22 protein-coding genes are annotated in these 20,962 nt (G+C 31.6%); 9 read left to right on the top strand and 13 right to left on the bottom strand.

The window, feature by feature from the left end; translation table 11 throughout:
* Nucleotides 1-2 precede the first annotated feature (2 nt).
* Complete coding sequence (gene pepT, locus IDG64_RS01155; RefSeq protein WP_000795826.1) at nucleotides 3-1,229, top strand: peptidase T; 1,227 nt, start codon at nucleotides 3-5, stop codon at nucleotides 1,227-1,229.
* A gap of 181 nt (nucleotides 1,230-1,410) precedes the next feature.
* Here pepT and IDG64_RS01160 read toward each other — a convergent pair whose 3' ends face one another.
* The 3 genes from IDG64_RS01160 to IDG64_RS01170 form a co-directional block, all read right to left on the bottom strand.
* On the bottom strand, nucleotides 1,411-2,535 hold the full coding sequence (locus tag IDG64_RS01160; protein WP_000866739.1) for a glycerate kinase: 1,125 nt from the start codon (nucleotides 2,533-2,535) through the stop codon (nucleotides 1,411-1,413).
* Nucleotides 2,536-2,959: 424 nt separating this feature from the next.
* Nucleotides 2,960-3,280, bottom strand: a complete 321-nt coding sequence (ytxJ, locus tag IDG64_RS01165; RefSeq protein WP_000985617.1) for a bacillithiol system redox-active protein YtxJ — start codon at nucleotides 3,278-3,280, stop codon at nucleotides 2,960-2,962.
* Nucleotides 3,281-3,433: 153 nt separating this feature from the next.
* Nucleotides 3,434-4,312, bottom strand: a complete 879-nt coding sequence (locus tag IDG64_RS01170; protein WP_000724887.1) for an EMYY motif lipoprotein — start codon at nucleotides 4,310-4,312, stop codon at nucleotides 3,434-3,436.
* A gap of 119 nt (nucleotides 4,313-4,431) precedes the next feature.
* Here IDG64_RS01170 and IDG64_RS01175 point away from each other — a divergent pair, with 119 nt between their 5' ends.
* The 3 genes from IDG64_RS01175 (at nucleotide 4,432) to IDG64_RS01185 (ending at nucleotide 6,332) form a co-directional block, all read left to right on the top strand.
* Complete coding sequence (locus IDG64_RS01175) at nucleotides 4,432-4,950, top strand: GrpB family protein (protein WP_000287200.1); 519 nt, start codon at nucleotides 4,432-4,434, stop codon at nucleotides 4,948-4,950.
* 126 nt (nucleotides 4,951-5,076) lie between these two features.
* Entirely contained in the window at nucleotides 5,077-6,000 is a 924-nt protein-coding gene (gene murB / locus IDG64_RS01180; RefSeq protein WP_000608440.1) for a UDP-N-acetylmuramate dehydrogenase, read from the top strand.
* Between the two features lie 17 nt (nucleotides 6,001-6,017).
* Entirely contained in the window at nucleotides 6,018-6,332 is a 315-nt protein-coding gene (locus tag IDG64_RS01185) for a CHY zinc finger protein (protein WP_001127269.1), read from the top strand.
* Between the two features lie 316 nt (nucleotides 6,333-6,648).
* On the opposite strand, the gene IDG64_RS01190 is transcribed toward IDG64_RS01185, so the two are convergent.
* The 8 genes from IDG64_RS01190 to nrdI all read right to left on the bottom strand — a co-directional run bounded on the left by IDG64_RS01190 (nucleotide 6,649) and on the right by nrdI (nucleotide 14,398).
* Nucleotides 6,649-7,677 (bottom strand): ferrated catecholamine ABC transporter substrate-binding lipoprotein SstD, encoded by a 1,029-nt coding sequence (locus IDG64_RS01190; RefSeq protein ID WP_000754443.1) that lies wholly within the window; start codon nucleotides 7,675-7,677, stop codon nucleotides 6,649-6,651.
* Nucleotides 7,678-7,795: 118 nt separating this feature from the next.
* Nucleotides 7,796-8,557: an iron ABC transporter ATP-binding protein gene (locus IDG64_RS01195; protein WP_000616840.1), complete on the bottom strand. Its 762-nt coding sequence runs from the start codon at nucleotides 8,555-8,557 to the stop codon at nucleotides 7,796-7,798.
* On the bottom strand, nucleotides 8,554-9,510 hold the full coding sequence (locus IDG64_RS01200) for an iron chelate uptake ABC transporter family permease subunit (RefSeq protein ID WP_001245577.1): 957 nt from the start codon (nucleotides 9,508-9,510) through the stop codon (nucleotides 8,554-8,556). The genes IDG64_RS01195 and IDG64_RS01200 overlap by 4 nt, the downstream gene beginning before the upstream one ends.
* A complete protein-coding gene (locus IDG64_RS01205; protein ID WP_000876319.1) occupies nucleotides 9,497-10,468 on the bottom strand; it encodes an ABC transporter permease in 972 nt (323 codons plus the stop codon). Before IDG64_RS01205 ends, IDG64_RS01200 begins: the two co-directional genes overlap by 14 nt.
* Nucleotides 10,469-10,506: 38 nt before the next feature.
* Nucleotides 10,507-10,662 (bottom strand): hypothetical protein, encoded by a 156-nt coding sequence (locus tag IDG64_RS01210; protein WP_000499195.1) that lies wholly within the window; start codon nucleotides 10,660-10,662, stop codon nucleotides 10,507-10,509.
* 180 nt (nucleotides 10,663-10,842) lie between these two features.
* The gene (gene nrdF / locus IDG64_RS01215) at nucleotides 10,843-11,814 is read right to left on the bottom strand and encodes a class 1b ribonucleoside-diphosphate reductase subunit beta (RefSeq protein WP_000562498.1); all 972 of its coding nucleotides are present in this window, start codon (nucleotides 11,812-11,814) and stop codon (nucleotides 10,843-10,845) included.
* 117 nt (nucleotides 11,815-11,931) lie between these two features.
* Nucleotides 11,932-14,037 (bottom strand): class 1b ribonucleoside-diphosphate reductase subunit alpha, encoded by a 2,106-nt coding sequence (nrdE, locus tag IDG64_RS01220; RefSeq protein ID WP_000855505.1) that lies wholly within the window; start codon nucleotides 14,035-14,037, stop codon nucleotides 11,932-11,934.
* On the bottom strand, nucleotides 14,000-14,398 hold the full coding sequence (nrdI, locus tag IDG64_RS01225; RefSeq protein ID WP_000692521.1) for a class Ib ribonucleoside-diphosphate reductase assembly flavoprotein NrdI: 399 nt from the start codon (nucleotides 14,396-14,398) through the stop codon (nucleotides 14,000-14,002). Before nrdI ends, nrdE begins: the two co-directional genes overlap by 38 nt.
* 800 nt (nucleotides 14,399-15,198) lie before the next feature.
* Here nrdI and IDG64_RS01230 point away from each other — a divergent pair.
* The 4 genes from IDG64_RS01230 to IDG64_RS01240 all read left to right on the top strand — a co-directional run bounded on the left by IDG64_RS01230 (nucleotide 15,199) and on the right by IDG64_RS01240 (nucleotide 18,431).
* Nucleotides 15,199-16,065 carry a DMT family transporter gene (locus IDG64_RS01230; protein ID WP_001068497.1) on the top strand — a complete coding sequence of 289 codons (867 nt, stop codon included), beginning with the start codon at nucleotides 15,199-15,201 and terminating at the stop codon, nucleotides 16,063-16,065.
* Between the two features lie 19 nt (nucleotides 16,066-16,084).
* A complete protein-coding gene (queF, locus tag IDG64_RS01235; protein WP_000930014.1) occupies nucleotides 16,085-16,585 on the top strand; it encodes a preQ(1) synthase in 501 nt (166 codons plus the stop codon).
* Between the two features lie 29 nt (nucleotides 16,586-16,614).
* Complete coding sequence (locus IDG64_RS15110; protein ID WP_001788366.1) at nucleotides 16,615-16,860, top strand: hypothetical protein; 246 nt, start codon at nucleotides 16,615-16,617, stop codon at nucleotides 16,858-16,860.
* A 65-nt stretch (nucleotides 16,861-16,925) separates the two neighbouring features.
* Entirely contained in the window at nucleotides 16,926-18,431 is a 1,506-nt protein-coding gene (locus IDG64_RS01240; protein ID WP_000193751.1) for a peptide MFS transporter, read from the top strand.
* A gap of 77 nt (nucleotides 18,432-18,508) precedes the next feature.
* Here IDG64_RS01240 and IDG64_RS01245 read toward each other — a convergent pair whose 3' ends face one another.
* A complete protein-coding gene (locus tag IDG64_RS01245; protein ID WP_031835073.1) occupies nucleotides 18,509-18,610 on the bottom strand; it encodes a hypothetical protein in 102 nt (33 codons plus the stop codon).
* A 90-nt stretch (nucleotides 18,611-18,700) separates the two neighbouring features.
* Between IDG64_RS01245 and IDG64_RS01250 the strand changes: the two genes are divergently transcribed.
* Nucleotides 18,701-19,618, top strand: coding sequence for a diacylglycerol/lipid kinase family protein (locus IDG64_RS01250; RefSeq protein ID WP_000429006.1), 918 nt, complete (start codon nucleotides 18,701-18,703; stop codon nucleotides 19,616-19,618).
* A 566-nt stretch (nucleotides 19,619-20,184) separates the two neighbouring features.
* Here IDG64_RS01250 and IDG64_RS01255 read toward each other — a convergent pair.
* Nucleotides 20,185-20,727: a 5' nucleotidase, NT5C type gene (locus tag IDG64_RS01255; RefSeq protein ID WP_000197262.1), complete on the bottom strand. Its 543-nt coding sequence runs from the start codon at nucleotides 20,725-20,727 to the stop codon at nucleotides 20,185-20,187.
* Nucleotides 20,728-20,962 lie beyond the last annotated feature (235 nt).

Genomic DNA, 20,962 nt, shown 5'->3' on the forward strand with positions numbered 1-20,962 from the left:
TAATGAAGAACCAATTGATAGATAGATTAACAAGATATACGACAATTGATACGCAATCTGATCCAAAATCTACAACAACACCTTCAACTGAAAAGCAATGGGATTTGTTACATTTATTAGAAAAAGAATTACAACAATTAGGATTGCCAACTGATTTAGATGAAAATGGCTACTTATTTGCTACATTAGAAAGTAACATCGATGTCGACGTCCCAACAGTTGGATTTTTGGCGCATGTTGATACATCACCTGATTTCAATGCTTCAAATGTTAAACCGCAAATTATTGAAAACTATGATGGTAAGCCATACAAACTAGGCAATACTAAACGTGTCTTAGATCCTAAAGTATTTCCAGAACTTAACAGTTTAGTTGGTCATACATTAATGGTAACTGATGGTACATCGTTACTAGGTGCAGACGATAAAGCGGGTATTGTGGAAATTATGGAAGCTATTTGTTATTTACAAGAACATCCAGAAATTAAACATGGTACCATTCGCATTGGATTTACACCAGACGAAGAAATCGGTCGTGGTCCACATAAATTTGATGTTGACCGCTTCAATGCTGATTTTGCTTATACTATGGATGGTAGTCAATATGGAGAATTACAATATGAAAGCTTTAACGCTGCTGAAGCGGTTATTACATGCCACGGTGTAAATGTTCATCCTGGTTCAGCTAAAAATGCAATGGTAAACGCAATACGTTTAGGTGAACAATTCGATAGTTTGCTACCTGATAGTGAAGTTCCGGAGCGAACAGAAGGATACGAAGGCTTTTATCACTTAATGAACTTTGAAGGAACTGTTGAAAAAGCAACTTTGCAATACATTATTCGTGATCATGATAAAAAACAATTCGAATTGCGTAAGAAACGTATTTTAGAAATACGTGACGATATCAATGCCCATTTTGAAAATTATCCAGTTAAAGTTGATATATCGGATCAATATTTCAATATGGCAGAAAAAATATTACCATTGCCTCATATTATTGATATACCTAAACGTGTCTTTGCCAAATTAGATATTCCAGCAAACACTGAACCTATTCGCGGTGGTACAGATGGTTCACAATTGTCATTTATGGGGTTACCAACTCCAAACATCTTTACAGGTTGCGGTAACTTCCACGGCCCATATGAATATGCATCCATTGATGTTATGGAAAAAGCAGTACAAGTAATCATTGGAATTGTAGAAGATATCGCTGAAAATCACTAAAAACCAACGATTATATACCAACTCAGGCTTAATTAATAAAAAAATCACGCTAACATTCAGTGCAATGATAGCGTGATTTTTCATATTTTTTACGTATACTTTCGATCTTCTAATTCGTTTTGCTAACCATCATAAATGTTATTAACCAACATGACAGCATCACCAATTTAGTCCTTCTTTACTAAACCTCAACATTAAAATGTGTTTTCAACAGTTTTAAAGACTGAACCGTATAATGCCTAATTTGTAATCCCATTTTAAAGTCAGTATAAGTTTCTGGCATATCGATAAATGTATTAAACATTGCTGTAACCCCTTGTGATTCAAATAAATCAAACTTTTCAGCAGTTGCACAAATTGCAATGGCAACCTTTTGATGTTTATGACAAAGTTCTGCAATACGCAATGTTGTCGTTTCTAGCAACTGATCATTTTCATTTAATCCTTCTCCAAAAATAATTAAATCCGCTTGTTCAACTAAATTTTCTAAATGTGTTAGTTGGTCTACTAATGCATGACTGGTTAATATTTCAGCTTTATACAGTCCATTCAAGACTGCTGCAATTCCACCACCAGCACCACCACGTTCAACTGGACCAATTGCAATTTTCAATTCACTTTTAAATAACTCACTAAAATACCAAATTAAATTATCGATTTCTGCTGCTTGATTATGATTCAACTGATGCGCATCATAAGTTTGCATGATTTCACTTTGCTTACCATATAATCGACTTGAAAAATCCGACATTACTTGAATTCTTGCTGTTTCCATTTTAGGGTGTAAGTTCGACATATCCATACGACGAATATATTTAATTACACCAGCACCTTGTCTCATATCTACGACACGCCCTTCGTCATCATAGAATTGAGCACCTAATGCTTGTAACATACCTGCACCAGCATCAAAACTATCAATCCCACCTAGTGAAATTACAACATGTTTTGCGTCATTATCTAATGCATGTTTAATCATTTCTCCTAAACCATAACTTGTTCGTTCAACAATTGGTTTTTTACCTTTTAAAAATAAATTCCCCTCGATAACGGTCATCCCTGTATCAGTTTGTCCGTAAACACCTTCAACTTCATTCATATCTGCATCATGTACTGGTATACGATACTTTTGCCCAGATTGCCATAAAAATACAGAATCTAATAATTCATGTCTTCCATTAAACAATGGTACTTGAACTACATCTGCAGTTTCAATTTGGCTTGCAACTGCCTCTTCAACATATCTATTAGCTTGATAACTCGAAATAATTCCATGAAACTCATCCATGGCTACTAATACTTTCATAACCTTGACCACCTTACTTTATTATTTGTTGTGATACGTTTTTTATTCATAAAAGATTAATCTTAAATTTTAGATTTTATCTCGTGATTATATGCGAACATTTAACATGACATGATTATTAATTATTCCAGTAAATAACAGTATGCTTCTTTTGGTTTAGCATATATTTCCTATTAAACTAACTTACAAATCATGTTTAAATTTTCTTATTGGATTCGTCGTTTTCCAAAATATTTTCAATAAAAATACTCGAATACATTATACATATGTTTGTAAAAAAGTACTAACTTAACTGCTTCTAAAGGTGACATAAAATAAAAGGTCAGAACATCATTATAGCCAAACTACTCTGATTCACACGAATTTAAGTTGTGCTATTCACGTCTAGTAGTGTAAGGCAAAATGTTCCAACCCTATAGTTTCATTATTCTTCTGCTTGTGCTAATGACGACACATTGATATCACCGTGGTCTCGATTCCAAACCATTTCACCATTTACAAAATAAAATGCTTGAGGTGATTCATGTTTAACGTTCGTTTTTTTAGCAATATAATCTGACAAATCGCGTTCTTGTTGGACAATCAAATAATAACCGTCCATATCGCGTTCATATAAAAATTTATTAAATTGATCGTACGCATTTGCCGATATTGGACAAGTTTCACTATGTTTTAATACAAAAACATATTTATTTTCCTCAATAACCTGTTCAAATTGGTCAATTGAACTTAGCTTTATAGCCACTCTATTCACCTCTAAAAATATTTATCACATTTAAATAGCATCTGCGTGACATTTTTATACATATAGTTAATATCAATGTTTACCATTATACACATAGTAAGTTGACATGTTAACCATAAATTCAAAATTTTTAACTTTGAAAAATGATTATAGTTATTTTTCTTCTAATTTTTCAAGCTTTTTTTCAAAGGCTTTATCGCCGTGAGTTATATCTATACCCTTTTTCGGCAACTTATCTACATCGACTTTTGATAACTTCTCACTAACCTTTATTGTTTCAATACGTGTATTATAATAGTTCTGCAGACTGTAATACATTTCTATTGCGTTTTTCCTTGCATTATTAACATGCTTATCACTAATATTAGTTTGGTTAATATCGGTAATTTGCTTTTCAATCATTGGCATAATGTGATTTTTAATCGCGCCTTTTACTTCATTTTCTTTACTATCATCTAGGTTCTTCTTCGCAGTATCTCTTAACGCTTTATTATTATGTTCTAATTTTGTCGTAAGATTAGTTGCTTCACTTTTATTATCAGCTAATTTAATTTCTGATTCAACTTTGTATCTATTTTTTTCAAATTGTTTCGTATAATCTAAAATGTCTTCGTTATACTTGATAGATTGATTACATAAACCTATGAATTTTTTTAATTGATATATCGCATCCTTCTTCTCATTTGCAAGCGTCATATATTCTTTTTTTAATTTCTTAACTTTCATTGTATCATCAGGCAAATTTTTTGCTGACTTATAATATGCTTCAAATTTAGGTATGAGATGGTTTTTAACATCTTCTTGTAGTGCCTTAAATTCTTTACTATTTTTATCAGTTGTATCAGTTTTACTTAGATGATCAATTTCTTTCAAATGTATATTATCCATGACATGTTGTAATTCTTTTTGTTTTTGCTCAACATCTTTAAATTGCTTAGTAAATTGATGTTGTGCCTCTTTTTCTTTATTACCACAAGCACTTATTACTACAAATAAAATCGCTAAAACAGCGATAATAACAATTTTTTTCATGATTGCACTCCTTAACAGATTCATTATACAAAAACATGTTTATTATGAAAATGAATTATGTTATAGTATTCCAGACTTTATCGTGATTAAATTAAATTTCAATATCAAAGGAGTTTATCATGTATTCAAATGTTCAACCATTCATTAATAGTGATTTAACTAATTGTTTTCAATCACAATACACTGAAATTGAATCATTATTATTCAACCTCTTAGACAGCCCAGTAAAATATACAAAACATATTGGCGGTACGCATCATTTTAAATATTCAACAGAGCCAATTTTAGATATTTTAGTAGGTGTAGAAAATTTGCATGATATTACATCCTTAGATGAAAAACGCTTAAATTATGTAGGGTTTTATCGCTTGCATCATAAATATAATAAGAAAGTTATGATGGCGAAGTTTAACAATTTTCATGAACTAAAACAACAGGTGCGTCTACATATCATTCAAATGAATACCCAAACATTTGAATCTTATCTTGCACTTGATTACCTCTTATCAACTAATGATGATATTGCTTTGCAATTCCATACAAAAAAGCACCAAATATTGCAACATAGCTTAACAATTAGACAATATGAGATGCAAAAGCAACAATACTTTGAAAAACTATGTAAAAAATACTTATAACGACAATAATTCCGTATTTTATAATTATACTAATTCTAATACTTTCTTTTCAATTTTCGCAAATGAATTTTAAAATTGGTATAATACTATATGATATTAAAGACATGAGAAAGGATGTACTGAGAAGTGATAAATAAAGACATCTATCAAGCTTTACAACAACTTATCCCAAATGAAAAAATTAAAGTTGATGAACCTTTAAAACGATACACTTATACTAAAACAGGTGGTAATGCCGACTTTTATATTACCCCTACTAAAAATGAAGAAGTACAAGCAGTTGTTAAATATGCCTATCAAAATGAGATTCCTGTTACATATTTAGGAAATGGCTCAAATATTATTATCCGTGAAGGTGGTATTCGTGGCATTGTAATTAGTTTATTATCACTAGATCATATCGAAGTATCTGATGATGCGATAATAGCCGGTAGCGGCGCTGCAATTATTGATGTCTCACGTGTTGCTCGTGATTACGCACTTACTGGCCTTGAATTTGCATGTGGTATTCCAGGTTCAATCGGTGGTGCAGTGTATATGAATGCTGGCGCTTATGGTGGCGAAGTTAAAGATTGTATAGACTATGCGCTTTGCGTAAACGAACAAGGCTCGTTAATTAAACTTACAACAAAAGAATTAGAGTTAGATTATCGTAATAGCATTATTCAAAAAGAACACTTAGTTGTATTAGAAGCTGCATTTACTTTAGCTCCTGGTAAAATGACTGAAATACAAGCTAAAATGGATGATTTAACAGAACGTAGAGAATCTAAACAACCTTTAGAGTATCCTTCATGTGGTAGTGTATTCCAAAGACCGCCTGGTCATTTTGCAGGTAAATTGATACAAGATTCTAATTTGCAAGGTCACCGTATTGGCGGCGTTGAAGTTTCAACTAAACACGCTGGTTTTATGGTAAATGTAGACAATGGAACTGCTACAGATTATGAAAACCTTATTCATTATGTACAAAAGACCGTCAAAGAAAAATTTGGCATTGAATTAAATCGTGAAGTTCGCATTATTGGTGAACATCCAAAGGAATCGTAAGTTAAGGAGCTTTGTCTATGCCTAAAGTTTATGGTTCATTAATCGATACTGAAACACGCTGTCGCCATTATTTTACCGAAGAAGATATTATTGCTATTAAATTTAAATGTTGTAATAAATACTATCCATGCTATAAGTGCCATAATGAGTTTGAAAAGCACGCCATTAAGCGTTGGTCTGAGCCTTCATTTAACGAAAAAGCAATCTTATGCGGTGTATGCAAACACGAATTAACAATCAATGAATATATGATGGTAGAGCGTTGTCCAAATTGCCAATCTCGGTTTAACAATCGCTGTAAATATCACTATCATATTTATTTTGAAATTTAAACAACATAGTCAAAACATTATAGGGAGTGGGTCAGACATGATAAAGCACCACTTCTGTAGAATTCCTTTTTGAAATTCTCTATGTTTGGGCCCCGCCAACTTGCATTGTCAGTAGAAATTGAAAATCAAATTTCTCTATGTTTGGAGCCCACTGGTATTGAAATGAACTTGTTACAAGTACATGTTCATTCAACCAACGACTGACAACAGAACATTTTAGAGTCTAGGACATTGATTGACGTCCCAGATTTCCTTTTTTAAAGAAAAGAGGGGAGCAATGATTAAGACCTTTAACCATTGTTCCCCTCTTTTAAAATTATTTTACAACTTTATCAAGTTCCTCAATTTGTTTAATTGTAGTTGTAGTTGATCCAGCAGCAAAGTACCATAATTTAGGATCTAAATTATATACTTTGTCTTCTTTAATTGCTTTAACATTTTTTAATACAGGATTATTTAATGCTTGTTTCGCAGTTGATTTACCACTTATCGCTTGACCTCTATCCATCGCTAAAATAACATCTGGATTTTCTTTATTAACATATTCGTTAGAAACATTTTGTCCATGATTGCTATTACTTACTTTTTTATCAACTGCATTGAATCCTAATGTATCGTAAACTAATCCACCAAAACGACCTTTAGGTCCAAATGTTGATAATTCACCTTCGTTAACTAGTAAATACATAACAGTTTTATTGAAGTTTTTCGTTTTATCTTTCATTGAAGCAATTTTGTTATCTAAATCTTTATTTAATTCTTTAGCTTTATCTTCTTTATCGTAAATTTTACCGATATTTTCAGTGTTTTGTTTCATTGAACCAATTAAGTTCTTTTCATCTGCACCAACATAAACAATTTTCGCTTTAGGTGCAGCTTTTTTGAATTCATCTAAATTCTTTTGATTAGCTGTACGTCCAGAGATAAAGATTACTTCGGGTTTCGTCGCAGCAATTTTATCAAAATTCACTTCTTTTAAATTACCAACGTTTGTATATTTATCATCTTTAAATGATTCTAAGAAATTCGGTAATGACTTACCGCCTTCCCCTTTAGGTAATGCTTTTACTTTATCTGATAAGCCCATTTCTTTCATTACATCTAATGCGCCATAGTCTAACACAACTGCATTTTTAGGATTTTTTGGTACTTCAACAGTTTCTTTAACTTTTTTAGCGTCACTACCATCTTTTTTCTCGCCACGCATTTTATAGTTATTTTCAATTTTCACTGTATCTTTAGAACCTTTAGTTTCTGATTTTGATTGTTCTTTATCAGAATTGTTACCGCATGCCGCTAATAAAAACATTACTGCTAATACTAAATATAAGACTGTTTTCTTCATAATATAATATTCTCCTCTTTTGGCTTAATCTGTGTGCTTGATGTGAAATATAAATAAATGCTTTACGTTTAACCCTTCTTTAATTGGCGCATCACCCCTTTAAAGTGTCTCCAAATTATCAATCCTTAAAATATAAACAAATCCTTTGATTTCTTATATGTTCAATTTGAATATTCATGTCATATAAATCACTTAAAACACTACTTTGAATGACATTATCTTTCAAATCTGACTTAACTAGTTGTCCGTTTTTCAATGCTACAATCTGATCTGAATAACAGGACGCAAAGTTAATATCATGTAACACAATGACAATCGCTTTATTCATTTTATGCGCTAACATTTTTAACGTTTGCATAATTTGAACAGCATGCTTCATATCTAAATTATTTAATGGTTCATCTAGCAAAATATATTCAGTATCTTGTGCTATTGTCATTGCAATGTATGCACGCTGACGTTGTCCACCAGATAATGACTTAATATTACGATTTCTGATATCTTGTAGTTGCAACAAATCTAGCGCATCATTGACAATATCATGATCCTCTTTCGTCAAACGACCTTTAGAATAAGGGAATCGTCCAAAGTTTACCAACTGCTCTACCGTAATATTCATTTCAGTATGGTTTGTTTGTTTTAATATAGATATTTTTTTCGACAAGTCATTATTTTTATAATCAGACATGAGCTGTCCATCTATTTTCACTTCACCGTTATCAAAACGAATTAACCTACATATCGCTGAAAGTAAAGTACTCTTACCCGCACCATTAGGTCCAATTAAAGAAGTCAATTTACCTTTTTCGATATCTATGCTAATATCTTCCAATATCATTTGATTATTTATAGTTTTAGTTAAATTTTCAACTTGAATCATTGCGCATTTCTCCTTCTAACTAATAGATAAATGAAATAACTTCCACCAATCAAATCAATAAGTATACTCATTTCTGTCGTAGCTTCAAACACATTTTCAACTACCCATTGCGCACTAAATAAACTAATCCAACTCAAGCAAATTGTCGCAATTAAAATATACTTATGTTCATACGTCTTCATTAGTTCATGCGCTAGATTTACAGTTAATAAACCTAAAAATGTAATTGGTCCTACTAATGCAGTTGACACAGAAACTAAAACTGAGACTATTACAAGTAGAATTCGCGTTAATTTTTCATACGATATCCCAAGATTAATTGCTTCAGCACGACCTAAAAGCAATACATCTAAATAAGGCAATAGTAAAATTGTAATGACTAATAAGATTACTAATAGCACTGCTGAGAAAGTAACTAAATTCGAATTAGAAGCATTAAAATTAGCAAACATACTACTTTGTATTGCTAAAAATGACTCAGGATCCATAATCAGTTGAATAAAACCTGTTATGCTTCTAAAAAATGTTCCTAAAAGGACACCAATAAGTAAGATAAAATAAATTGAAAAATGTCCAATTTTAAAGATACCTTGGAATAGGATTAGTGCGAATAACACCATCGTTATAAGTGTTAATATAAAGTTCAAATATACATTAGTAACCCATACCGATTGAATTCCAAATAAAAAGACTGGCAATACTTTGATAAATAAATAAACTGCATCTAACCCCATTATTGATGGTGTCAATAGACGGTTATTTGTAATCGCTTGAAAAATCACCACTGAAGTTGCAATGGCAGCACCTACTAAAATAATTAATATGAACTTTCTTAAACGACTTGAAAATTGATATTCAAATATTTCAAAATCAATACCTACAAATAAGTACAGCATACTAATTAATAACGTTACTGCAATTAAAAGCATTATTTTTTTATTATTGTTGCGCATAATTTTTCCTACCTTTCATAAGCAAGATAAGGAAAATGATTGTTCCAAATACACCTATTGTTAAACCAATATTTATTTCATATGGATAAACAACAATTCTGCCAACTATATCAGAAAATAATACAAAGATGGCACCTAACATCATCGTATGAGGGATAGCATTTTTCAAATGATCACCTCGATAAATTGAAATAATATTTGGTATTACTAGTCCTAAGAACGGTAATGTTCCAACAGTCACCACTACCAATGCTGTAATAGTTGCAGTAATAAACAATGCGATGTTAATTAATTTTTCGTAACTCAAACCTAAATTATTAGTAAAGTCTTTACCCATTCCTACAATCGTGAAATGATTAACAAAAAGATATGTCAATGCTAAAAGAGGAATACTTAAATATAAAATTTCATAGCGTCCACTTGTGATAATGGCAAAGTTCCCGTTAAGCCAGTTACCAATGCTTTGAACAGCATTCGTGCGCAATGAGATGAAGGTTGTGAAACTTGCAACAATCCCACCCATCATAATTCCTAGAAGCGGTACAAAAATGACATCTTTCACTTTTATAAAATCAATGATTTTAACAAATAAAAACGTACCGCAAATACTGCAAATAACAGCAAATACTAGTTTTAATAAAATATGACCGGTTGGAAAGAACAATAAAGCAATTAAAATACCTAGTTTAGCCCATTCCATCGTTCCAGCTGTAGTCGGACTAACAAACTTATTTTGCATCATTTGTTGCATTATCAAGCCTGCTAAAGCCAACGAACTTCCAGCAATTAAAATACTCATCGTCCTTGGTATTCGGCTTGAGAATAAAATATTCCGCTGTGACTCAGTTAAATGTAGTAAATCTTTAATTGATAGTTCACTCACACCTATGAACAACGAAATAATTGTCAACAATATTAGTAATAGAAGCAAAATATTTCCCTTTAATAAATACTTCATTACAAATTTTTCTCCCTTTAAATTAATGATAATCATTATCATTGATAATATTTCTCATTAATAGTAGCGTTTTTTGACCATAATTTCAATAGCCTTTCAAATAATTTAGTGTCAATTTTATTGATATTTGCAATTAAACTGAAATTTAATTTTTCGGAATGTGTATTTTGTTTGCTTAAAGTAAAATAGAACACCCTTTTGTAATGCAATATCTTGTATACTTTCTAGCCTCATTGACATCATTAAATACAATTTTTACTTTTTCAAAATATGCATACGCTTTTAAGCATAGAGAAAAGACCTTCAACATGTAGGAGGCAAGACGAAACGAATCGCTATTTCCCTTTACATGTGAAGGTCTTTTAATTTAATTGTTATTTGTTGTCAAATACAAAGTCATCATCTTGTAATGCTTCTACGTTTAATGCTAATACATAACCATCACCTTTTACTGAGAAGAAGTCATGGTTTTTAGTTGTTGTATCTAAGGCATTCTCAATGATTGGGTTAAATTCACGTTCCTCAAAATAAGGTTCAAAGCCTAAGTTTGAAAGTGCTTTGTTTCCATTATATTTAACATAGTTTAGCACATCTTCAGTGATTCCAAGATCATCGTATAACATTTTTGTGTATGACTCTTCATTTAAATACAAGTCATTTAGCAATTTATACATTTCTTGATCTGCTTTTTGTTTCTCACTTTCAGATAGTTCATTTCGTAAATGCTGTGCATCTAAACCGGTAAATACACCATGAATAGATTCATCTAAAAGAATTTTACGAATGATTTCACCTGATGTCGTCATTTTCCCTTGACCAGCAAGATATAGTGGATAATAGAAACCTGAGAAGAATAAGAATGTTTCTAAAAATACACTCGTAACTCTGGCCATATATTGGTCGTATATCGAAGCTTCTTTACCCCAAAGTTTGTGATAATTAGCAACAATTTTATCAGATTTATATTTTAAATGGGGTTCCTCTAAAACCCATTCATCTAATAGGTAGTTTGTTTCACTAGATGGTAATAGTGTTGTGAAAATATGTGAATAGCTTTTCGCGTGTATTTGCTCCATCATCGCCATAAATGAATAAACTGCTTTTTTCCTTAAGTCAGTCGTATGTAGCATAACTAAAGGCATGCCATCATCTGCTTGATGTGTATCTAAGCCTGTTAAACCAGCTAATGCTTTTTTAAATGTGTCTTGTTCAGCTTCAGATAAAGTCTTCCAACTTGCAATGTCTTTTGATACTTTAAATTCTGTTTCAACCCACATTTGAGATATATTTTGTCTCCAAAACATATTCGTCATATCTTCTTGTGTGTTCCAATTAACAGCTATCATGAATATAATTTCCTCCTGTAATGTTACTCAATAATTGACAAATACAGACATAGCAGTCTAATCATCTGCTAATTCAGACCAGATGATTAGCTGTTTGTCATTTTCAACATTTAATTGTTAGATAGAACAACTTGTACATTCTTCTACACTTAATAATTTATTTCTAGTATAGTAAAGTGATTTTAATCCTTTATAGTGCGCATATACATATAATCTTGCTAACTCACGTGTAGAAATTTCAGAATTAACATAAAGGATCGTTGAGATACCTTGGTCAATATGCGTTTGAATTGTCGCAATTAAATCGATTAATTTCATCTGATCAGTATTGAATGCTGATTTGTAGTACCACATTGTTTGTGGTGATAAGAATGGCATAGGGTAAAATGTTTCCGCATTACCATAAGTACGACGTTCAATTTGGTCAACGATTGGCATTACAGAACTTGTTGCATTTTGAACATAAGAAATACTTTGTGTTGGAGCAATTGCTAATCTATATGCATGATATAAACCATATTGTTCAACATCTTGTTGTAGTTTCTTCCAATCCTCAGAAGTAGGAATAGCCATACCATCGAATAATTCACGTACTTTTTCGAATTGAGGTTCAAATTCTTGAGTTGTATAGAACTCGAAATATTTGCCATTAGCATAATCAGACTTTTCAAAGTCTTGATATTTGATACCACGCTCTTTAGCGATTTCCATTGAACGTTCGATTGAGTAGAAATTCATCATCATAAAGAAGATATTTGCAAAATCTTTTGCTTCTTCTGACTCATAACCAATTTTATTTTTTGCTAGGTAACCGTGTAAATTCATCACACCAAGACCAACTGAATGTAATTCACTGTTAGCTTTTCTAACTCCTGGTGCATTTTGAATATTTGCTACATCACTCACAACAGTTAATGCGTCCATACCAGAGTGAACTGAATCTCTGAATTTTCCGCTTTCCATTACATTAACAATATTTAATGAGCCCAAGTTACAAGAAATATCACGTTTAATTTCGTCTTCAATACCATAGTCATTAATAATTGAAGTTTCTTGTAGTTGGAAAATTTCCGTACATAAGTTACTCATTTTAATTTGTCCAATGTTTGAATTCGGATGCACTCTGTTAGCATTATCTTTAAACATTAAATATGGATAACCTGATTGTAATTGTGTTTGCGCAATTAAATTCAACATTTCACGCGCATTCTTTTTCTTTTTCTCAACATTTGGGTTTGCAACCATGTCATCATAATATTTTTCTAAATCGATATCGTCTAATGTCACACCATATTCTTCTTTAACTGTATGAGGTGCAAACATATAAAAGTCCTTACCTTCTTTAGCTAAATCGAAGAATTTAGATGGAACAATTAAACCAGTTGATATTGTAGATAAACGTAAATCTTCATCCGCATTTACTTTTTTAGTATCTAAAAATTCTTCTACATCATAATGGAAGATATTTAAGTACACAGCACCAGCACCAGGGCGTTGACCAAGTTGATCTGCATAGCTAAAGCCACCTTCAAGTGACTTAGCAATAGGTAAAACGCCTTTCGCTACGCCTTTAATTCCTTTAATTGCTTCACCACGTGCACGCAATTTAGATAAGTTAATTGCAACGCCGCCCCCAATTTTACTTAATTGTTTTGCAGTTGAATCAATAAAGTTAATTGAATTTAAGCTGTCATCCACTTCTAATAAGAAACATGACACTAGCTCACCACGACGCGCACGGCCTGCGTTTAAAAATGTTGGTGTCGCTGGTTGATATCTTTGTTCAACCATAGCAGAAATAAATTGTTTAGCTTGTGCTTTATTACCATTTGCTAGGTATAAAGCAACAATGGCAACGTGTTGATTATAGTCTTCTAAGTATTGACTTTTATCATTTGTTTTCAAAGCGTAATCTTTGAAAAATTTACTAGCTGACATATAACTTGCAAAATTAAACGGGATTGATTTTGCATAATCAGTGATTTCAATTAGATCCGCTTCACTATAAATATCAAACACATTGAAATAAAAATCGTTGTCTACTAAATAACGTAAACGCTCGATTTCAGTATCGAAGAAGATTGTTTTGTCTTTTACTTCTTCTAAATAAGCTACTAAAGCTTCTTGGTCTTTTTCTAAACTAAAGAATCCATCTTCTCTTCGTTTAGTGACCTCATTATTTAATTCAATATGATTGTACTTTTTCTCTTCCATGGTTTTCATTAAAATTACCCACCTTGTTCTTAAATTCAATAACGTCTTTGTTTTTTCCATGTAACTCAAACTTCATTAATAAAGGGACATTATACTCTTCTGATATCGTGCGACCCGCTTTTGCGAAATTTAGTCCCCAATTTCGATTACCGCTAGCTGCCACACCTCTGATGTATTGATGATTAACTTCTAAAAAAGATTGAACGGGTTCTGGTACTTCTCCAAATCCAATAGTGCCAGTAACGATAATAAACGGTTCATGAACTGGTTCCATACAATTTTCTGCTGTAATCTCAAGCGTATTTTCAAGTTCTGTTCTCTTAATAAAACGACGGACATTTCCAGTAAATGAAAAATATATTATTTTCATTGGATCACCTTCTTTCTTCAACCCTTTTAAATAAAGTAGTCATTCCAATTAAAAAATGCTTTAACAACATGGTTACTATGGTTATCTCAGCATTGTATTAACTATAATGAAGCTACTTATTTTCTCAAATGTAAACCAATTGCATAGATTTATATTTGAGAAAATAGTAGCTTATATGGGTTGAATGTATAAAAATCACTATATGTAGTGTTTACATCATTGGATATCTTCCATTTGCTCAGTACATTTTCTAAAAATATGACTATTAATTGATAATAACTATTAAATTTCTGTGTTAAATTACTTTTAAATGTAATTTCTTCATAAATAAAGCATTTGCATACAAAACACAAGATATTGTGTCTTTTTCGTTTCACCAACACTATATTATGTGTTTCATTATACATAAGACACACTATGATTTAAAGTGCCATTTTCTAATCGAATGTTCGTAAAACGTTCCAACTAGGCACCAATACTAAATTAGAAAAACTTGAACAAATTTAAAAAAATTTTTTAGTAGATATCACTTGATTTTTTTAAATCTGTGTCAATCTCAATTGTATCAACAGAAATCAAGAAAAAGCTTATTAGCTTGATACTGAATTGATATTTGTTTTATGTAATAACACAAACATTCATAAAAGTGTAATGCCCTATTATTCCGACAAATAAACACAGAACATTTGTTCGGTACAGTCTATTATAGTCTTTTTATAGTAAATTTCAACTATTTATGCACAACATGTTGTTTTATGCTAATATAAATACGTTAATTTTATATAAAAGAGGCGATAAAATTGAATCCTAAAGTAAAAGGTATCATTGCCATTTTAATTTCGGCTATTGGTTTCAGTTTTATGTCAGTGTTTTTCAGACTTGCAGGTGACCTTCCTGTTTTTCAAAAATCATTAGCACGAAACTTAGTAGCAATGTTTATTCCATTATTTTTTATATATAAATACCATCAGCCAATGTTTGGCAGACTTTCAAGTCAACCCTTATTAATAACACGATCAACACTTGGACTTATTGGTGTATTGTTAAATATTTATGCCATTGATCATATGGTACTTAGTGATGCCGATTCATTAATGAAACTCAATCCTTTCTGGACGATTTTATTAAGCATTGTTTTCTTACATGAAAAGGTAAGGAAGTATCAAATTACAGCAATGATAATTGCTATTTTAGGTATGCTTTTAATAGTGAAACCTGAATTTTCATCATCTATGATTCCATCATTAGCTGGCTTATTCTCAGGTATTTTTGCAGCATCAGCATATACATGTGTTCGAGCACTTAGTACAAGAGAAGCACCATATACTATAGTATTTTACTTCTCCTTATTTTCTGTCATCGTTTTAATACCTTTCACTGCATATACCTATGAACCAATGAGTCAGATGCAAATACTTTATCTATTAGGGGCTGGCTTAGCTGCCGCTGTGGGTCAAATTGGTGTTACATTAGCATATAGTTTTGCAGCAGCAAAAGATATTTCTATTTTCACGTATGCATCTATAATTTTCACAGCAATACTTGGATTTATTCTATTCGGAGAATCTCCAGATTTCTATGCAACATTAGGTTACGTCGTTATTATCGGTGCAAGTTATTACATGTTTGAAAAAGCACGCCGAGACGCCAAAATAATAAAAAAATAAATTTAAAGGAGCGCTTTATATGGCACATGGCCGTCAACAAGATGAATTACAAGATATAACTTTATTAGGAAATCAAGACAATACTTACAATTTTGACTATCGTCCTGATGTATTAGAATCGTTTGATAATAAGCATCAAGGTCGTGACTATTTCGTAAAATTCAACTGTCCAGAATTTACATCATTATGTCCAATTACTGGGCAACCAGATTTTGCAACTATCTATATTTCATATATTCCAAATGTTAAAATGGTTGAATCAAAATCTTTGAAATTATACTTATTTAGTTTCAGAAATCACGGTGATTTTCACGAAGATTGTATGAATATTATTATGAATGATTTGATAGAGCTTATGGACCCACATTATATTGAAGTCTGGGGCAAGTTCACACCACGTGGTGGAATTTCTATTGATCCTTATACAAACTATGGACGTCCAAATTCTAAATATGAAAAAATGGCTGAGCATCGTTTGATGAATCATGATTTATATCCCGAAAAAATAGATAATCGTTAAATGTATCATTTAATAAACACACCAATAAGTTGATTTTCCTAACTTATTGGTGTGTTTTTCATTTAGCATACATAATAGGTTACATTAAAATAACATTTTATACCAAAGTACACCAAAAGAATATTAGTACACGAATTAAACAACATTTTTATAGAAACCTATTGCACTTTAACGTCAATAAGTATATTTTTATATTATCTCTAATTAATTGTGCGCGCTTAATAACAGAATATTCTCAATATTTTTATTTTTTTGTGATTTGTTGGAATATTTAGTTGATAAGGCACAATCAAATTTACTTAAACTATTGTATTAGGGGAAGAAAGGATGGGATGTATACATGACACAACAAAACTCCCATGGAAATCAAATTCAAGACATACCTCAAACAGGATTTTTCGGGCATCCTCGAGGACTAGGCGTACTCTTCTTTGTAGAGTTCTGGGAAAGGTTTAGTTATTATGGCATGCGTGCCCTACTCATTTTCTACATGTACTTTGCCGTAACAGATAATGGCCTTGGAATTGATAAAACAACAGCTATGTCAATTATGTCAGTTTATGGTTCATTAATCTATATGACATCAATACCAGGCGGATGGATTGCTGACAGAATTACAGGTACTAGAGGCGCTACTTTATTAGGTGCAGTCTTTATTATTATCGGACATATTTGTTTAAGCTTACCATTTGCATTAATCGGCTTATTCACATCAATGTTCTTCATCATTATTGGTTCAGGTTTAATGAAGCCAAACATTTCAAATATCGTTGGCCGTTTATATCCTGAAAATGATAGACGTATGGATGCAGGTTTTGTTATTTTCTATATGTCAGTTAATATGGGTGCATTATTATCACCTATTATTTTGCAACACTTTGTTAATGTTAAAAACTTCCACGGCGGATTCTTGATTGCAGCAGTTGGTATGGCATTAGGTTTAGTATGGTATGTACTTTTCAACCGCAAAAACTTAGGTAGCGTTGGTATGAAACCTACTAACCCATTGACACCAGCTGAAAAGAAAAAGTATGGTCTTATTATCGGAAGTGTTGTTTTAGCAATTGTATTAATTATCGTTATTGGTGCATTAACTAATTCATTATCATTTAACTTAGTTAGTAATACTGTTTTAGTATTAGGTATTGCATTACCAATCATTTACTTCACTTTAATTATTAGAAGTAAAGATGTCACTGATACTGAACGTTCTCGTGTTAAAGCATTTATTCCATTATTTATTCTTGGAATGGTGTTCTGGGCTATTCAAGAACAAGGGTCTAATGTATTAAACATATATGGAATTGAACATTCAGATATGAAATTAAACTTATTTGGTTGGAAAACAAACTTTGGTGAAGCGATCTTCCAATCAATTAACCCATTATTTATTTTATTACTAGCTCCAATTATTTCACTTTTATGGCAAAAGCTTGGAACTAAACAACCTAGCCTGCCAGTAAAATTTGCAATTGGTACGTTCTTAGCAGGTGCGTCATACATACTAATTGGTATTGTAGGTTATGCATCAGGTTCATCAAACTTCTCAGTTAACTGGGTTATTTTATCGTACATTATTTGTGTTATCGGTGAGCTATGCTTATCACCAACGGGTAATAGTGCTGCTGTTAAGTTAGCACCTAAAGCATTTAATGCCCAAATGATGAGTATTTGGTACTTAACTAACGCTTCTGCACAAGCAATCAATGGTACTTTAGTTAAGTTAATAGAACCACTAGGTCAAACAAATTACTTTATTTTCCTAGGTGTTGTTGCAATTATTGTTACAACAATTGTATTAGCATTCTCACCTTTAATCATCAAAGCGATGAAAGGTATACGTTAATATTGTTGGCCTAATTCAAAAAACAGTAAGTCATTTAAATGGCTTACTGTTTTTTTATAGGTTTCTATTAATTAAATTCAAGATATCAGTATAAATAAAAGCTTAATATGCTCGTTATAGACAGCTATAACTATTTTTTCTCGTCCCACTCTATAGACATCAATGTCAGTTATTACCATTTTCTCTATTTAAAAACATATTTTTGGTATTAACAATTAAAAGTGGGTATATATATTTAATGAACCAATTTTTAGAAAGTAGGCTAAACTATGGAAAATAAATATACACATGGTGTCCTCTTTTACCATGAACACAGTGGATTAAAAAATATTAATCAAGGTATTGGGGAAGTTACAACAGCATTAAGTTCAATTTGTAAGCATCTTTCTATTCAATTGAGTGAAAACGAAGGTGACATTATTAAATATTGCCAAGAAATCAAAACTAAAAACTATGCAAAAGATGTAGATATATTATTTATTCTTGGCGGTGATGGCACGGTTAACGAACTTATAAATGGTGTTATGTCACATGACCTTCAACTCCCTATTGGCATTTTACCAGGCGGTACTTTTAATGATTTTACAAAAACGCTAAATATAGCACCTAATCATAAACAAGCTAGTGAACAAATGATTTCTGCACAAGTTGGTACATACGATGTAATTAAAATAAATAATCAATATGCACTCAACTTTGTTGGGTTAGGTCTAATTGTTCAAAACGCTGAAAACGTACAAGATGGTTCAAAAGATATATTTGGTAAATTGAGTTATATTGGATCAACTGTCAAAACACTGCTAAATCCAACACAATTTAATTATCAATTATCAATAGATGATAAGACATATTCTGGCGAAACGACCATGATACTAACAGCAAATGGCCCATTCATTGGTGGTAGTCGTATACCATTGACTGATTTGTCTCCTCAAGATGGTGAACTGAACACTTTCATTTTTAATGAACAAAGTTTCAGTATTTTAAATGATATTTTTAAAAAGCGTGATAGCATGAATTGGAATGAAATCACTCAAGGTATTGAGCATATACCTGGTAAAAAGATTTCACTTACAACAGATCCAGCAATGAAAGTTGATATTGATGGCGAAATTTCATTAGAAACACCTATTGATATTGAGGTTATACCAAATGCCATTCAGTTACTTACTGTCAATGATTTGTAAGCATCCGGAATGATCTTAACCCGATATTATATTAGGTTTGGAGTGTAATCATAAGATTCAACGCACCTTATATTCGTTTTTATTAGCTTTAAGCTATTACCCTGTTTCAAAAACAGACATATAATTTTGGCGCATGCCACTAAAATGATTGATGTTGTATTTTAAATCATAGTGGTTTATGCGTCTTTTTCAAATTCTATAAAAAATCGGATGACGTGTAATCTGCCATAGATTAACACATTCATCCGATTTATAATAATGAGATAGACTAACATTTATTGAGAGCGGGACGGAAATGATAAAGAACGACTAATGATTGGTTATGTAGCGATTCTTTATCATTAGTCACAGCTAATGTGTACTTAAAAATATGAATGCATGAGTTACACTCATGCATAAGAAATACTAATTTCTAAAGAAAAAGTATTTCTTTATGTTGGGGCCCCGCAGTCAACTACTGCCAATATAGTGTTGTAGTGTCTAAGACATAAAAGTTCATCTCAGTCACAATTACTTTATAGCCTATCCATCATCTTTTCTACATGAAATTTTTCAAGTGATATATTTTATTTCTCAATATTATCTAAAAAATACTGTTCTACATCTTTCCAGCTATTTACGCGTTCAAATCGATCATCATTAATATTATGCACTGCTGTAAACATAATCGGTGTACCAGTAAAAATTTCAAGCTGTCTAGGATTGTCATCTATTAAATAATCAGCTTTAACGATGTTTTTTCTACCACAAAAAACAAAATGCTGAGGATCTAAAAATGGAAAGAACTCTAGTAACCATTCATATTTATCACTAAATGATGTTGGTACATCCATTGCTGCTGTAGCAATATATACATCATAATGTTCAGTTAATTTTTTCACAACTTCTTGTGCATGTGGCATCACTTTAAGATGTCTGAAGAAGCCTGGTTCTCTCAATACTTCTGTAATTAATCCATCATGTTCAGGAATAACATGTTTAAGTTTTTGACCATTCAAAGCTTCCATTTTAATACCTAAATCCGCTCTAAAATTGACAGCATCAATGATTTCTCCTAATGTATCTGCCAATACTTCATCCATATCAATCGCGATTGATTTACGGGTCATTTTAATCTTCTCCTCAAAATATCAGTATTGATTCAGTATAGCAAAAAAGCAATTGATACAAAACAATATCATCTATTGTTGCTTTTTACACTGAATACTCTCACCTCATCATTCACACTGCATTGAGCTTGAGACATAAATCAATGTTCAATGCTCTACAAAGTTATATTGGCAGTAGTTGACTGAACGAAAATGCGCTTGTAACAAGCTTTTTTCAATTCTAGTCAGGGGCCCC

Origin of the sequence: Staphylococcus sp. EG-SA-15 (assembly GCF_017151895.1) — a bacterium.
GTDB lineage: Bacteria > Bacillota > Bacilli > Staphylococcales > Staphylococcaceae > Staphylococcus > Staphylococcus aureus.

Coding starts and splice junctions, on each gene's coding strand:
- pepT (WP_000795826.1), top strand. CDS start 3: ATGAAGAACCAATTGATAGATAGATTAACAAGATATACGACAATTGAT.
- IDG64_RS01160 (WP_000866739.1), bottom strand. CDS start 2,535: ATGAAAGTATTAGTAGCCATGGATGAGTTTCATGGAATTATTTCGAGT.
- IDG64_RS01170 (WP_000724887.1), bottom strand. CDS start 4,312: ATGAAAAAAATTGTTATTATCGCTGTTTTAGCGATTTTATTTGTAGTA.
- IDG64_RS01175 (WP_000287200.1), top strand. CDS start 4,432: ATGTATTCAAATGTTCAACCATTCATTAATAGTGATTTAACTAATTGT.
- IDG64_RS01185 (WP_001127269.1), top strand. CDS start 6,018: ATGCCTAAAGTTTATGGTTCATTAATCGATACTGAAACACGCTGTCGC.
- IDG64_RS01190 (WP_000754443.1), bottom strand. CDS start 7,677: ATGAAGAAAACAGTCTTATATTTAGTATTAGCAGTAATGTTTTTATTA.
- IDG64_RS01195 (WP_000616840.1), bottom strand. CDS start 8,557: ATGATTCAAGTTGAAAATTTAACTAAAACTATAAATAATCAAATGATA.
- IDG64_RS01200 (WP_001245577.1), bottom strand. CDS start 9,510: ATGCGCAACAATAATAAAAAAATAATGCTTTTAATTGCAGTAACGTTA.
- IDG64_RS01205 (WP_000876319.1), bottom strand. CDS start 10,468: ATGAAGTATTTATTAAAGGGAAATATTTTGCTTCTATTACTAATATTG.
- nrdF (WP_000562498.1), bottom strand. CDS start 11,814: ATGATAGCTGTTAATTGGAACACACAAGAAGATATGACGAATATGTTT.
- nrdE (WP_000855505.1), bottom strand. CDS start 14,037: ATGAAAACCATGGAAGAGAAAAAGTACAATCATATTGAATTAAATAAT.
- nrdI (WP_000692521.1), bottom strand. CDS start 14,398: ATGAAAATAATATATTTTTCATTTACTGGAAATGTCCGTCGTTTTATT.
- queF (WP_000930014.1), top strand. CDS start 16,085: ATGGCACATGGCCGTCAACAAGATGAATTACAAGATATAACTTTATTA.
- IDG64_RS01240 (WP_000193751.1), top strand. CDS start 16,926: ATGACACAACAAAACTCCCATGGAAATCAAATTCAAGACATACCTCAA.
- IDG64_RS01245 (WP_031835073.1), bottom strand. CDS start 18,610: ATGGTAATAACTGACATTGATGTCTATAGAGTGGGACGAGAAAAAATA.
- IDG64_RS01250 (WP_000429006.1), top strand. CDS start 18,701: ATGGAAAATAAATATACACATGGTGTCCTCTTTTACCATGAACACAGT.
- IDG64_RS01255 (WP_000197262.1), bottom strand. CDS start 20,727: ATGACCCGTAAATCAATCGCGATTGATATGGATGAAGTATTGGCAGAT.